Below are 13,803 nucleotides of genomic sequence, written 5' to 3' on the forward strand. Positions count from 1 at the left end.
CCATGCAGCCGAACCTTCGGAGAGCCGTCATGCCACAGCGCCCGAAACTCGTCCTCGTCGGACAACTGTCCACGCATCCCTGGGTGTTCGACGCCGCAGCGCGTGCCGGCATCGACCTGGTCCTCGTGCCCAGGGGGGACGACACGGCGGAGTCCGCCGCGCGGGCCAACGCGGTCGTCGAGGTCCTGCCGCTGGACATCGACGGGAACCCGGAAGGAGCCCTGTCCGCGCTCGCCGACCGCTACCGGCGGGAGCCCTTCGCCGGAATCATGGCGGGCAACGAGAAGGTCGTGCCGTTCGTGGCACGCGCCGCGCGCGAGCTGGGGCTCCCCGGCCTGTCCGACGAGGCGGCCGCGGTGGTGCGCGACAAGCGCAGCATGCGGCAGCGGCTGCGGAAGGCGGGCCTGGGGGCGCCCGGCTTCCGGGTCGTCGGCGATCCGGACAGCTGGATCGAGGCACTGGACCTGCGGTTCCCCGTTGTGGTCAAACCGGCGAGCGGTTTCTCCAGCCTCGGGGTGATCCGCGCCGACGACAAGGACGGTCTGGAGCAGGCCGTCGCCCGCACCCGGGAGCTCGTCGACACCCATCTGGCGCCCGGCGAGGGGACGGCCGAGCAGGCCGGTGTGCTGGTCGAGGAGTATCTGGACGGGCCGGAGATCTCCGCCGAGTCCCTGGTGTTCCACGGCGAGGTGCGGGTCTGCGCCATCAGCTGGAAGGGGGAGCTGACCGGCCCCTACTTCGAGGAGACCACGCTGCGGGCCCCCGCCCAGCTGCCCGCCGAGATACTGGCCGCGATCGAGGCGGAGGTGATCGGCGCCCACCACGCCTTCGGCGTCACCGAAGGCACCACCCACACCGAGCTGAGGCTGGTCGGCGGGGTGCGGCCGGTGCTGCTGGAGATGGGCGCGCGCATCGGCGGCGGGGGCTTCATGCACCACCTCGTCCACGTCAGCAGCGGCATCGACCTGGCCGCCGAGGCGCTGCGCATCCATCTCGGCCGGCAACCGCTCTGCTGGAGCGAGGAGCCGGTGCCGACCGGTCATGCGGCGGCCTACCTCGTACCGGTCGGCAAGGGCGGACGGATCAACCGGGTACGCGGACTGGACGTCGTGCGCACCGACCCGCAGGTCGACTACGTGGTGCAGACCGTCGGCCCCGGCGCGCAGGTGCGCTGCTACCCGGACTGGTCCGGATACCCGGCGATCGTGCTGTCCCGGCACGATTCCGACGCCGCGGCCGTGACCTACCGCGACTACCTGGCCAGGACGCTGCACGTCGAATACGAGGAACAGGGTTGAGCAAGAGCGACCGTGCGGTACGCCGGGGCGCCCGGCGCCTGGTGACCTCGCTCCGGCCCACCGTGGGCGGACTGCCGCGTTCCTACTGGTGGCTCTGGGGTGGCATGCTCATCACCTCCGCCGGCGGGTTCGTGGTGCCGTTCCTGGCGATCTACCTGACCACCCAGCGCGGTTACTCGGCGTCGTTCACCGGTCTGACACTCGCCGTGTTCGGCGTCGGCAGCGGGATCGCCTCGCTGCTCGGCGGCGTACTCGCGGACCGTATCGGCCGCCGGGCCGTGCTGCTGGCCAGTGAGGCGTTCGCCGTCACCGGCATGGTGCTGCTCGGCACGGCCCGCTCCCCGGCCCTGGTCCTCCTGGGCACCCTGGTGGTGGGCCTGGGACTCAACGCGTCCCGCCCCGCCCGGGCGGCGGCCGTCGCCGACCTGGTGGGCGAGGACGACCGGCCGCGCGCCTACTCGCTGCTGTACTGGGCCACCAATCTGGGGTTCTCCGCCGCCGCCGTGACCGCGGGGGCGGCGGCCGAGCACGGCTTCCTCACCTTGTTCGTGGTCAACGCGCTGGCCAATGTGGCGGCCGGGGCCATGGTCTACCGGTGGGTGCCGGAGACGCGCCCCGAGAAGGCCGCGACCAGTGAGGAGACCTCGGCCGCGCGGACCCGTGGCGTCCACCGCGACCGGCCGTTCCTGGTGCTGCTCGGCTCGGTGCTGCTGCTGGGCCTGCTGTTCCAGCAGCCTTTGGTGGCCCTGCCGTTGACCATGACGGCCGACCATCTCTCCCCCGCGGACTACGGCCTCGTCATGATGATGAACGGTCTGGTCATCGCGGTGCTCCAGCTGCCGTTGACCAGGCTGGCCGGGCGGATGCGCCCCGAGATCGCGCTGGCCGCCGCCACCCTCGTCACCGGGACCGGTCTGGGACTGACCGCGGTCGTCCACTCCGTACCGGGGTACGCGGCGACGGTCGTGCTGTGGAGCCTGGGGGAGATCGTGGTCTGGCCGACCTGTATGGCACTGGTCGCCGCCCTGGCACCGGCGCACGGTCACGGCACGTACCAGGGGTGGTTCCTGTCCGTGTGGAGTGCGTCCGTGGCCCTGGCGCCGCTGCTCAGCGGGCAGCTCATCCAGGCGTTCGGCTCCGCCGTCGTCTGGGCCGCCTGCGTGGTCCTGGCGCTGTCGGCCGCCTCGGCGCATCTGGTGCTGGCCCGGCTGCGGCGACCGACGCCGCTGGCGACGGCATCGGTCGACACGGACCTGTCAGTCGGCTGACCCCTGCGTGGACACGGTGCGGTACCCGGGCGTCACCCCGGACGCCCCTTCGACGAGATGGTCCTGGAGGAGGTCGGCGAAGGGCCACTGCGGCTGCAGATAGACGTACTCGCCCCGCTCCTCGATCTCCTGGGCGGCGCGGGCGATGGTCCGCCGCGCCTCGCCCTCGCAGCCCGCGTGCCGCAGCGCGTCGGCGAGCAGCCCCAGATGCAGGGTGCGGCGCAGCAGGGTCCGGTGTCCGGCCGCTGCCCGCAGCGCTGCCCGTATCCGCGCCAGTCCTCTCTCGTGCATGCCCTGGCGCACCTCGGCCCAGCCGAGCGGAACGGCCAGCATGTCGTGCCAGTAGACGAGTTGGCACCTGGTGGTCAGGTCCACCCCGGCCTTTCCTGCCTTCCAGGCGCCCTGGACGTCGCCGTCCGCGATGGCGAGCAGGGCGTCCACATAGCGGGCGAAGGCGCGGTCCCAGGGCCGTTCGTAGCGGTCCGACTGGGTCAGCTGCAGCAGCTCGGAGCGGTAGTGGCGGGCCTGCCGCTGGTCGCCGTTCAGCCAGTGGGTGAGTGCCAGGTAGGCCCGGTAGTCGATCCGCTGGTCGTGCAGGAGGCCGTTGTCCGCGCTGGGCCGGCCGCCGGACGCGTCCAGGAGACGGTCGATGATGGCGACGCCCTGGCCGAGTGCGTCGAGTGCCTGGTCGAGACGGCCCCGCACATGCAGCGTGACGCCGTCCGCGTAACAGGCCGCTGATCTGGCCGCCTGGCCCCCGCCGTGTTCGGCCAGTTCATGGAGCAGACCGGCGGTCTCCGCCGCCGCGGTGTACTGGCCTTCGGCGATGGCCACGATGGCCCGGGTATGGAGCAGTTCCGTGGGCCGTGTGTTGTCCAGGGTCCGTTCCAGCTGCCGTGCCTGGTCGTAGGCGTGCTTGACCCGCGGGGAGCCGTAGCCTTCGAGCAGGGCGTGCAGCCACATCATCCGCTTGTGCAGATACAGCTCGACCGCCGATGTCCTCTCGTCCCCGGGCAGCGCCGCTATGACAGCGGCCACGTCCTCCAGATGGCGCTGCGCCTCGTGGTGGAAGAACCGCGCCTGCGCCTGGTCGGCCAGGGCGAGGAGGGGGTGTACGCCTTCGTCGGCGCCCAGGATCCGGGCCGCCTGGAGACAGTGCCGGCGGATCTCCGCGGTGTCGTCGCCCGGCTGGTGCCGCTTGGCCAGTACGGCGGCGACCTCCTGGTGCCACCGGGCGCGGGTCAGGGGCTGCGCGCCCTCCAGGAGGAAGTCGCGTACGAGCCCGTGGGTGAAGGAGAGATGGCTCTCGTCGGTGGCGTCGGGGCGCAGCAGACCGGTGCGCAGTACGTCGTCGACGAGGGACGGCGGCAGACCGCGCGAGGACAGCGGCCCGGCGAGCAGGGGCCGCCAGATGCGGACGCCGATCACGGCGCACAGGGTGAGGACGTCGCGGGTGTCGGCCGAGCACTCGCTGAGGCGCTCGTACAGCACCTCACGCACCTCGAAGGGCACCTGCTGCCCCTGCCCCTGCGGCGGCGTCGCCGCCGTCCGCGCCGACAGCAGGCTGTGCAGCAGGAACGGGTTGCCGCCGGTGGCCTCCTGGAGCCTGCGCACCTCGTCCTCCGGGGGTGCCGTGCCCCGGACCGCGGTGATGAGGTCGCGGCTCTGTGCGTCGGTGAGGCCCTTCAGCCAGACCGTGCTGGTGTTGCTCTCCTGGAGAATGCGCCCCACGGCCCGCCGCAGTGTCTGGTCCTTGGCGAGATCGTGGTCGCGCAGCGAGGCGAGCACCATCACCCGGGCATGGCCGATCTGCCTGGTCAGAAGGTGAAGCAGGTCGAGTACCCGCGCGTCGGCGAAGTGCAGGTCCTCCAGCAGCACGACGAGCGGGCCGCGTTCGGCTGCGGTGAGCACGGCCCGGCAGATCCGCATCTGGTGGGCGAAGTGCTGGGCGGGTGTCCAGTCGGCCTGGGGCGGGAGATCCGCGCTGTGCGCGTCCTCGGCTCCCAGCTGCTGTACGGCCTGTTCCCAGATCCAGTAGACGGGCGACGAGGGGATCGCGCTGCAGGACGAGCGCACCACGCGTACGTCGGGGTTGACGAGCTGCGTCATCTCCTGCAGCAACTCGGTCTTGCCGATGCCCTGTTCGCCCAGTACCAGGAGGGCGTGGCCCCGCCCGCGGCGGACGCCCTCCAGGAGTTCCCGCAGCCGCGCCACCTCGGTACGGCGGCCCGCGAGCCGACGGCCGGGCTGCGGAGCCGGGGTGGCCGGTGTGGCCGCCTGCGGTGCCGGCGGCACCGGCGGGCCGGGCGTCGGAGGGGCGGGTGTGGGAGAGCCGGGCGCCGGAGTGGCGTGCGCCGGAGTGGCCTGCGAGAACGGGGCCTGCGCGGAGGGCGCTTGAGCGGACGGGGCCTGCGCGGAGGGCGCTTGAGAGGACGGCGCTTGAGCGGACGGGGCCTGCGCGGGCAGGGCCTGCGAGTTCGGCGATTGCGCGGAGGGGGCTTGCGAGGGTGGGGCCGGGTGGGAGGGTGAGCCGGGCACCGGTAGGTCCGCGAGGTCCTGCCGGAGTATCTTCCCGTGCAGGGCCTGCAGTTCCCGGCTGAGATCGGCCCCCAGGTCCTTCGCCACCGCGATCCGGATCCGTTCGTACGTCTGGAGTGCCTCCGCCGGCTGCCCCGAGTGGTATTGAGCCAGCATCAACTGCCCGCCCAGCCGCTCCAGAGCCGGGTCCCGGCGCAGTTCCTCGCCGAGCTGGATCGTCACCTCGTCGTACGCGCCCAGCTGGAGGCATGCCTGGGCCCACACATCGAGGGCGCGGAGGCGGACCTGGCCGAGGCGGTCGGCCTCCATCACGGCGAACTCGTAGTCGCAGAGCTCCTCAAGGGGTGTGCCCTTCCACAGCTCAAGGGCCGACCAGGCTCCGGAACGGGCGGCTCCGGGGTCACCGCCTTCGAGGAATTTCCGGCAGTCCCTGGCCTTCGCCTCGAACACCACGGCGTCGACGGACTGGGCGTCGGCCTCCAGCAGATAGCCGTGGAGGTGGTGGGTGAGCCGCACGGACCGGTCGTGGTGCCGCAGTACCTTGCGCAGCCGGGAGACGTACGCCTGGAGCGTTCCGGTGACCTGACGTGGGGGGTTCTGTCCCCAGACGGCCTGGATGATGGAGGTGAGGGGGACCACCCGGCCGACGTTGATGAGGAGGACGGCGAGCAGTGCGCGCTGGCGGGGCGGGCCGAGGTCGACGTGGTTGCCACCGGATCTGATGTTCATCGGGCCAAGAATTTCGAATCGGAGTTCGGATTCAAGAACGTCGTCGGTCATCGCGTTACCCTGGCTCAAACGAGTCGGACCCTCCGCTGGAACCCTGCATGAATTCACGACCGTGCAGGCACCACAACCCTTGGTGCCACCTCGGGGGCCCGGTCACCCGGACCTGCTCCCGCCGTTGAATATGCAGGATGCGAGTTCCGGCGCGGTCCCCGACCGCTACCGCTGTCGAAGCCGGTACGTACCACGGGAGGTATCCGCCCACCTCCTCCACGCCTGACGCGGGCTGTACGAGAGGGCGCACGGAACGCCCCTTCCCGCTGACCGGGACAATCGAGGCGCGCCCCCGCGGGGCCCCGGTTACGGTGCCAAGGACCGTTGCCCACAGGGACGTGGAAGGCAGGGAAGATGGCGCTGAGCCACGACTCGACCGCGCGTGAAGTCACCGCCGGACCAGGGGACTTGCCCGCAACCGGGCAGGGCGTCCCGCCGACGGCGGAGCGGGCCGCCCCGCCCACGCCCGGGCAGGGTGTCCCGGCACCTGCCGCCGGTAAGGCGGGGACCGCGTCCCTCTCCCGGCCGGTGACACCGGTCCCCGCCTCGTCCGTCGCGCGGTACGACGCCGAGACCGACGTACTCGTCGTCGGCTTCGGGTGCGCGGGCGCGGCCGCGGCCTTCGAAGCGGCCTCGGCCGGCGCCGATGTCCTCGTACTGGAGCGGGCCGGCGGGCCGGGCGGTTCGTCGGCCCTGTCCGGCGGCGAGCTCTACCTCGGCGGCGGCACACCGGTGCAGACGGCGTGCGGCTTCCAGGACACCGCGGACGACATGTTCGCCTATCTGAAGGCGGCACTGGGCCCGCACGCCGACGAGGAGAAGCTGCGGGTCTACTGCGACGGCAGCGCCGGGCACTTCCAGTGGTTCGTCGACCGCGGTCTCACCTTCCAGGAGAGCATGTGGGACGCCCCCACCTGGATGCCGCTGTCGAAGGACGGTCTGATGTGGCTGGGCGAGAACGCCTGGCCGTACAACACCGTCGCCCGCCCCGCGCCGCGCGGCCACCGCTGCGCCACCGAGTCGTACGGCGGCTGGCTGATCATGGAGAAGCTCGTCGCGGCCGCCGGGGCCGCCGGGGCGCTCACCCACACCGACACCCTGGCCACGGCGCTGATCGTGGACGACGACGGCCGGGTCGTCGGCGTCACCGCACGGCAGTACGGCGAGGAGCGTGCCTACCGCGCCCGCAAGGGGGTGGTGCTCACCACCGGCGGCTTCGTCGACAACGAGGAGATGCTGGCCGACCACGCGCCGCACCTCATCGGCCACGGCAAGGTCAGTGACGGTCTTGACGACGGCAGCGGCATCCGGATGGCGACCGCGATCGGAGCGGCCACCCGGCGCATGTCGGTCACCGAGGTCGCGCTGACCGCTCTCCCCGCGATGGCCGTCCGCGGCATGCTGGTCAACGGCCACGGGCAGCGCTTCATCAACGAGGACGTCTACCCGGGCCTGTACAGCGTGGCCGCGGTGCTGACCCAGCCGGGTCCGTACTGGGTGATCGTCGACGAGGAGGGCTACGAGGACGTGCCCGAAGCGGACCGCTGGGGTGTGCTCCCGCGGTTCGCCGGGGAGACCCTGGCCGAGCTGGAGGCGGAGCTCGGGATGCCGGCGGGCGCGCTGGAGTCGTCGGTGGCCACGTACAACAGGTACGCCGAGGAGGGCCGGGACCCGCACTTCCACAAGGACGCCCGGTGGCTGCGGCCGCTGAAGGCGCCCTTCGCCGCGATCGACCCGCGCCTCGGCTTCAACGGCGAGGGCGGGAAGACGGGTGCGGGGACGGGTGCCTCCGGATTCACCCTCGGCGGGCTCCGTACGACCGTCGACGGCGCGGTCCTCGATGTGTCCGGCACCCCCGTCGCCGGGCTGTTCGCGGCCGGCCGGGCGGCGTCCGGAATCCACGGCGAGGGGTACATCAGCGGTACGTCGCTGGGTGACGGCACGTTCTTCGGCCGCAGGGCCGGGGTGGCCGCGGCCGGCGGACCGGTCTCAGGGCCGCTCACCGCCCCGCCGGCGGAAGGGCCGCTCACCGCCCCGCCGGCGGAAGGGCCGTGATGAACCGCTTCGAGGGTGTCGATGTCCTGCTCACCGGGGCGGGGTCCGGCATCGGCCGGGCCACGGCGGTACGTCTGGTGGCCGAGGGGGCGGCGGTGTTCGCCGTCGACCTCTCGGGTGACGGCCTGCGGGAGACCGCCGCGGCGGTCACCGGGCCGGGGCGGATCGCGACCCGTGTCGCCGATGTCTCCGACGAGAGCGCCGTCGTGGACGCGGTACGGGCGGCCGCGGCGGAGCTGGGCGGCATCGACGCCCTGGTCAACGTGGCGGGCATCCACCGGACGACGCCCATCGACCGGCTGACCGTCGCCGACATGCAGCAGCTGTTCACCGTCAACGCCGTCGGCACGGCGCTGTTCTGCCGGGAGGCGCTGCGGCATCTGCCCGACGGGACGGGCGTCATCGTCAATGTGGCCTCGTCGTCGGCCGCGCACGGGAACCCGTACATGAGCGCGTACTCGGCCTCGAAGGGCGCGGTGCTGGCGTTCTCCTTGTCGCTGGCCGCCGAAGTGGTGCACCGGGGCATCCGCGTCGTGCCCGTCTCACCCGGCACGGTCGCCACCCCGCTGGTGGGGCCGCATGTCCTGCCGCCGGAGCTGGACGCCAGTTACTACGGCCGGATCCGGTCGCTGCTGGGCGCGGCTGAGCCGGAGCAGATCGCCGGTGTCATCGCCTTCGCGGCCTCGCGGGACGGGAGTTACCTCACGGGAGCGGAGATCAGGGTCGACGGCGGCTCCCACATCTGACGGACGCCCGTACCTGTGACGACGAGGTGCTGGAGGCGCGCGCCGCCGGAGGCGCGGCATGAGCCGCCGCCCGAACGTCGTCGTGCTGTTCGACGACCGGGGCGGGACCGTCGCGCGGGTGGACATCGAACTCGACGGCTGAGTTTAGTTCTGCTCAACCAGGGCTTACGGATGGGGCGTTGTTCGAGGGGTTGGCCGATGCCAACGTGAAGGGGCTACCGGACGGTCGTGCGTCCGCGTGTCCCCTTCTCCCGAGGAGCCCTGCTATGCCCCTGCGTGAACAGGTGCGGTTCGTCAGCGGTACGGCCGAGCTCACCGGTCATCTCTTTCTCCCCGCCACCGACGGGGACGGCACGGCCCGCCCGGTGGCGGGCGTCGTGGTGGCCGGGACATGGACCAGCGTCAAGGAGCAGATGGCCGACCGGTACGCCGAAGAGCTGGCGCGGCGCGGCTATGCGGCGCTGGCATTCGACTTCACCGGCTACGGCGAGTCCGGAGGCGAGCCCCGCGACTACGAGTCGGCGGAACTGAAGCTCCGCGATCTCCGCGCGGCCGCGGACTTCCTGACCGCGCACCCGGCGGTGAGCGACGGACCACTGGGCGCGCTGGGGGTGTGCGCGGGCGCGATGTACGCGAGCGCCTTCGCCGCCGACGACACACGGGTGGGGTCGCTGGCACTGGTGGCGCCCTGGCTGCACGACCGCCGTATCTGCGAGCAGAACTACGGCGGCCCGGAGGGCATCGAGGCGAAGAGGACGGCGGCGGCCGCGGCCCGGCGGCGGTACGAGGAGACCGGGGAGGTCGCCTATGTGCCGGTGGTCAGCGGCAGCGACCCGGACGCGGCCATGCCGTTCGACATCGACTTCTACCTCAACCCGGAGCGCGGCGGGATCGCCGAGTGGCCCAACAGGTACGCCGTCATGGCCTGGTCCGAGTGGCTGGACCTCGACGCCGTCGCGCTCGCTCCGAAGGTCTCCGCGCCCGTGCTGCTCGTACACAGCGAGGACGCCGCCATCCCGGACGGCGCGCGGCTCTTCTACGACGGCCTCACGGGAGACCGGAAGTTCCTGTGGACCGAGGGAACCCAGTTCGACTTCTACGACCAGGCGCCGCAGGTCGGCCTCGCCGCGGACGCGGCGGCCGAGCACTTCGCCCGCACGCTGTGAACACCGCAGGCCCTGAACACCGCACGCTCTGAACACCCGTACTGCCGACAGGAGATCACCCGTCATGTCCGAGTCCGCTGAGTCCGCTGAGTCCGTCGGGTCCAAGTACGCGGTTGCCGAGACCTGCACGCGGATGGCCGTGCACGCGGACCGCCGTGAGTGGGACCTGCTGCGCGGGCTGTTCGCCGAGAAGGTGCTGCTCGACTACACGAGCCTGACCGGCGGCGCGCCCGCCCAGCTCACCCCGCAGGAGATCGCCGACGCCTGGTCGGCGACGCTCGGCGGCTACGACGCCACCCAGCATCTGATCACCAACCAGCTCGTCGAGACCGACGGGGACCGCGCCGTCTGCACTGCCTCCTTCCAGGCCACGCACCGGCTGGCCACCGCCCATGGGGCGCCGCTGTGGACGCTCGGCGGCGACTACCGCTGGGAGCTGACCAGGACCGGCGGCCGCTGGCTGATCCACACCGTGGTGATGACCGCGACCTGGGGCGAGGGCAACCAGGACCTTCCCGTACAGGCGGCCGCCCGGCGATGACCACCTCAGCTCCCGCCTCAGTCGCCGCGTCGTCGCCGTCCGCCGCCCGGGGCGGGCCTCCGGTGGTGCTCGGCGCCGCTCTGCTGGGCTTCTTCCTCATCTCGCTGGACGCGTTGATCGTCACCGTCGCGCTGCCCGACATCGGGCGCAGCCTCGGTGTCGGCATGTCAGGTCTGCAGTGGGTGGTCGACGGCTACACGCTGATCTTCGCCGCGCTGATGCTCTCCGCGGGCGCGCTGTCCGACCGGATCGGGGCCCGGCGGGCGTACGGCGGCGGGCTTGTGCTCTTCGCGCTGGCCTCCGCCGCCTGCGGGCTGGCGCCCGGGATCGGTGTGCTGGTGGCCGCGCGGCTGGTGCAGGGAGGTGCGGCGGCGGTGATGATGCCCGCGTCGCTCGCGCTGGTCAGGCAGGGCTTTCCTGACCAGGCGAAGCGGGCGCGGGCGATCGCCGTCTGGACCGTGGGCGGCGCGGTCGCGGTGGCGGCGGGCCCGGTGGTCGGCGGGGCGCTCACCGCATCCGTGGGTGGCGCTGGATCTTCTTCGTGAACCTGCCGGCCGGCCTGCTGGCCCTCGCCCTGCTCGCCCGGGTGCCGGCCTCCCCGCGGCTGCCCGCGCGCCTGGACGCGGTCGGGCAGGTGACGGCGGTGGTCGCGATGGGCGCGCTGACGTACGGCGTGATCGACGGTGGGGACAAGGGCTTCGGCCGGCCGCTCGTGGTGGTGGCGCTGCTGGTGGCTGTGGTCGCGGCGGCCGCCTTCCTCGCCGCACAGGCCAGAGGCGCGCATCCGATGCTGCCGCTGCCGTTGTTCCGCTCGCGGGTGGTGGCGGTGTCCCTGGTGGTCGGCTTCATGCTCAACGCCGCCTACTACGGAGGGGTGTTCATCTTCAGCCTGTACCTCCAGCAGCAGCGCGGGCAGACCGCGCTGCACGCGGGCGTGATGTTCATTCCGATGACGGCGCTGGTCGCCGTGGTGAACCTGGCATCGGCGAAGCTGGCCGCACGGTTCGGGCCGCGGATGCCGATGGTGTCGGGGCAACTGGTCGGAGCGGCCGGGCTGGTGGCGCTGACCACGGTCGGCGCGCACACCAATGTGTGGGTGGTGGCGGCGCTGATGGTGCCGGTCGGCCTCGGCGGGGCGCTCACCGTCCCCGCGCTGACCGCGCTGCTGCTCGACGCGGTACCGGCGGAGCGGGCGGGGACCGCGGGCGCCGTACTCAACACGGGCCGTCAGGTGGGCGGTGCGATCGCGGTGGCGGTCTTCGGGGCGCTGCTCGCGGGGGCGGGCACGTTCCTGACCGGCATGCGGTGGAGCATGCTGCTGGCGGCGGCCGGGCTCGTACTGACGACGGCCGCGACGCTGACGCTGCCGCGCGGTGACGGGCGCCGGGTGGCGGGAGCGTAACTGCCCCCTCAGGCAGGGGCGTCCGGGCGTCGTGAGGTGAGTTCGAGGACGGTGTCGATGAGGGCCCGGACTCCGGGGGGACCGCCGGTGTCCCGCCATATCAGGGCGTAGTCGACCGCCGGTGCGCTGTCGAACGGTACGTAGATGACGTCGGGGCGGCCGTGGTAGTCGCCCGCCCGGACGGTGGCCACCGTGGCGCCCTTGCCCGCCCCGACCAGCGAAAGCAGCTCCTGCCAGCCCACGGCGGCCGGGCCGTAGGTGATGGGGCGGCCCTGCGGGGTGTGCCGGGGATAGAAGGCGTCGCGCCAGGCTTCGGAGACCCCGGCGGCCGTGACCAGCGGCAGGAGGGCGAGGTCTTCCTGCGACACCGTTTCCTGCGAGGCCAGGAAGTGGCCGGCGGGCACCACGAGGGCGCGGCGTTCGGAGAGCACGACGGGGCCGACGACGATGCCCGGCTCCACCACGGGGGGCTCGGCGATCGCCAGGTCGACGTCTTCGTCGCGCAGCGCCTCGATGGCGGCGTGGAACGTCACCTCCTGCAGCTCGACGGCGCAGCGGGGATGGCGGGCGTGGAACACCTCAGCGGCCCGCACGATGAGGTCACCGCTCCAGGGTGCGGTGAATCCGACGCGCAGCACACCGCTGAAATCCGCACAGGCCGCCGTCGCCCTGCTGATGGCCCGCTGGATCTGCCGGTACGCGGGGAGCAGCTCGTCGCGCAGCTGCCGGCCGACCGGGGTGAGGGCCACACGACGGCTGTTACGTTCGAACAGGGCACCGCCGATACGCCGCTCCAGCGCCTTGACCGTCTGGCTGACCCGGCCGGGAGTGACACGCAGCCGTTCAGCGGTCCGCGCGAAGTGGAGCTCTTCGGCCAACGCCAGGAACGTCTCGATCTCGTACCGCTCCACCAGGCCCCGCCTCACCCCACCGGCGCCGCGGTGGACGTACCCCGGCCCTCCGCCGTCGTCGGAGGCCATGGCCCACGTCGAGCACGTCGAACCCGTCGAACCCGTCGAACATTAGGGGGCGGCGCCGGGACGGGTCCAGGCCGGGCCCGATTCGGTGCGGGTGCGTGCGCGGGTGCGTGGAGGCCGAGCCGGTCAGCCGGCCGGGTGCGTGGTGGTCCGGTGCTGGGCGGCGGCCCAGGAGGCGAGGATCCGCAGTCCGTCATGGGTGGGTGAGCCGACCTCGGCGGTCCACACGACCAGTTGCTGGTCGGGGTCGGTGCTGGCGGTCAGCGTGTCCCAGTCCAGGGAGAGTTCACCGGTGACCGCGTGGTGGAGGATCTTGGTGCCCACGCTCAGGGTGGCGACGTGGTGGGCGGCCCACCAGGTGCGGAAATCGGGGTCCCGCACGGACAGTTCCCCGACCAGCGCGGTCAGCCGCGGATCGTCCGGGTACTTCGCCGCCTCCATACGCAATTGCGCGACCGCGGTACGGGCGACGCTTTTCCAGTCCGCGTAGAGGGTGCGCATCGAGGGGTCGGTGAAAAGGATCCGTACGTAATTCCGGTGCTTTTCGGGGACCAGTGAGAAATCGGTGACCAGTGCTGCCGCGAGCGGATTCCACGCGATGACGTCCATCCGGCGGCCCATCACGACGGCGGGGGTGCAGGCGAGATCGTCCAGCACCCTGCGCAGCTGCGGCTGCACCTTCTGGAGCGTGCGCCGGCGTGGCTTGGCGGACTCCTTCCCGGCCAGGCCGAACAGATAGCGGCGCTGGTCGTCGTCCAGATGCAGCGCCTCCGCGAGGGCCTGGAGGACCGGCGCCGATGCGGGCATGCGTCCCTGCTCAAGACGGGTGTAGTAATCGGTGGAGATCGACGCGAGCTGCGCGACCTCCTCCCTGCGCAGTCCGCTCACCCGGCGAGGGGCGGAGCTGTCGGGGAGGCCCACGGCACGCGGGGTCAGCTCGCCGCGCCGGGCCTTCAGGAACTCGCCCAGTTCGTCGCGCCCGGGATTGCTGCTCATGCCCTCCACTATCGCACCGGATTCACGGATCCTGGG

Annotated in this window: 9 protein-coding genes and 1 pseudogene; 7 read left to right on the forward strand and 3 right to left on the reverse strand. The window is 72.3% G+C overall.

Translation table 11 applies throughout. From position 1 onward, the window contains the following. The first annotated feature begins 29 nt into the window (after window positions 1-29). Both OG510_RS20640 and OG510_RS20645 read left to right on the forward strand, forming a co-directional pair. On the forward strand, window positions 30-1,298 hold the full coding sequence (locus OG510_RS20640) for an ATP-grasp domain-containing protein (RefSeq protein ID WP_406138618.1): 1,269 nt from the start codon (window positions 30-32) through the stop codon (window positions 1,296-1,298). Further along, window positions 1,295-2,566: an MDR family MFS transporter gene (locus OG510_RS20645; protein ID WP_406138620.1), complete on the forward strand. Its 1,272-nt coding sequence runs from the start codon at window positions 1,295-1,297 to the stop codon at window positions 2,564-2,566. The genes OG510_RS20640 and OG510_RS20645 overlap by 4 nt, the downstream gene beginning before the upstream one ends. On the opposite strand, the gene OG510_RS20650 is transcribed toward OG510_RS20645, so the two are convergent. Beyond that, window positions 2,555-5,833 carry a BTAD domain-containing putative transcriptional regulator gene (locus OG510_RS20650; protein WP_406138621.1) on the reverse strand — a complete coding sequence of 1,093 codons (3,279 nt, stop codon included), beginning with the start codon at window positions 5,831-5,833 and terminating at the stop codon, window positions 2,555-2,557. The genes OG510_RS20645 and OG510_RS20650 overlap by 12 nt on opposite strands. A 405-nt stretch (window positions 5,834-6,238) precedes the next feature. On the opposite strand from OG510_RS20650, the gene OG510_RS20655 reads away from it, so the two are divergent. From OG510_RS20655 to OG510_RS20675, 5 genes and pseudogenes are all read left to right on the forward strand, one after another. Further along, window positions 6,239-7,939, forward strand: a complete 1,701-nt coding sequence (locus OG510_RS20655; protein WP_406138623.1) for an FAD-dependent oxidoreductase — start codon at window positions 6,239-6,241, stop codon at window positions 7,937-7,939. After that, complete coding sequence (locus OG510_RS20660) at window positions 7,939-8,685, forward strand: SDR family NAD(P)-dependent oxidoreductase (protein ID WP_406138625.1); 747 nt, start codon at window positions 7,939-7,941, stop codon at window positions 8,683-8,685. Before OG510_RS20655 ends, OG510_RS20660 begins: the two co-directional genes overlap by 1 nt. A 266-nt stretch (window positions 8,686-8,951) precedes the next feature. Then, entirely contained in the window at window positions 8,952-9,851 is a 900-nt protein-coding gene (locus OG510_RS20665) for an alpha/beta hydrolase (RefSeq protein WP_406138627.1), read from the forward strand. A gap of 64 nt (window positions 9,852-9,915) precedes the next feature. Continuing rightward, the gene (locus OG510_RS20670) at window positions 9,916-10,392 is read left to right on the forward strand and encodes a nuclear transport factor 2 family protein (RefSeq protein ID WP_406138628.1); all 477 of its coding nucleotides are present in this window, start codon (window positions 9,916-9,918) and stop codon (window positions 10,390-10,392) included. After that, window positions 10,389-11,794 (forward strand): annotated as a pseudogene (locus OG510_RS20675) (MFS transporter). The gene OG510_RS20670 and the pseudogene OG510_RS20675 overlap by 4 nt, the downstream one beginning before the upstream one ends. 8 nt (window positions 11,795-11,802) lie before the next feature. Here OG510_RS20675 and OG510_RS20680 read toward each other — a convergent pair. Together OG510_RS20680 and OG510_RS20685 are read right to left on the reverse strand one after the other, a co-directional pair. Further along, a complete protein-coding gene (locus OG510_RS20680) occupies window positions 11,803-12,774 on the reverse strand; it encodes a LysR family transcriptional regulator (protein ID WP_406138629.1) in 972 nt (323 codons plus the stop codon). 123 nt (window positions 12,775-12,897) lie between these two features. Further along, a complete protein-coding gene (locus tag OG510_RS20685; RefSeq protein WP_406138630.1) occupies window positions 12,898-13,767 on the reverse strand; it encodes a helix-turn-helix domain-containing protein in 870 nt (289 codons plus the stop codon). Between the last annotated feature and the right edge of the window lie 36 nt (window positions 13,768-13,803).

This window comes from Streptomyces sp. NBC_01089 (genome assembly GCF_045162975.1).
Classification (GTDB): Bacteria; Actinomycetota; Actinomycetes; order Streptomycetales; family Streptomycetaceae; genus Streptomyces.

What these genes read in the sequence shown, in the direction of transcription:
- OG510_RS20640 (WP_406138618.1), top strand. Translation starts at nt 30, where the DNA reads ATGCCACAGCGCCCGAAACTCGTCCTCGTCGGACAACTGTCCACGCAT.
- OG510_RS20650 (WP_406138621.1), bottom strand. Translation starts at nt 5,833, where the DNA reads ATGAACATCAGATCCGGTGGCAACCACGTCGACCTCGGCCCGCCCCGC.
- OG510_RS20655 (WP_406138623.1), top strand. Translation starts at nt 6,239, where the DNA reads ATGGCGCTGAGCCACGACTCGACCGCGCGTGAAGTCACCGCCGGACCA.
- OG510_RS20660 (WP_406138625.1), top strand. Translation starts at nt 7,939, where the DNA reads ATGAACCGCTTCGAGGGTGTCGATGTCCTGCTCACCGGGGCGGGGTCC.
- OG510_RS20665 (WP_406138627.1), top strand. Translation starts at nt 8,952, where the DNA reads ATGCCCCTGCGTGAACAGGTGCGGTTCGTCAGCGGTACGGCCGAGCTC.
- OG510_RS20670 (WP_406138628.1), top strand. Translation starts at nt 9,916, where the DNA reads ATGTCCGAGTCCGCTGAGTCCGCTGAGTCCGTCGGGTCCAAGTACGCG.
- OG510_RS20680 (WP_406138629.1), bottom strand. Translation starts at nt 12,774, where the DNA reads ATGGCCTCCGACGACGGCGGAGGGCCGGGGTACGTCCACCGCGGCGCC.
- OG510_RS20685 (WP_406138630.1), bottom strand. Translation starts at nt 13,767, where the DNA reads ATGAGCAGCAATCCCGGGCGCGACGAACTGGGCGAGTTCCTGAAGGCC.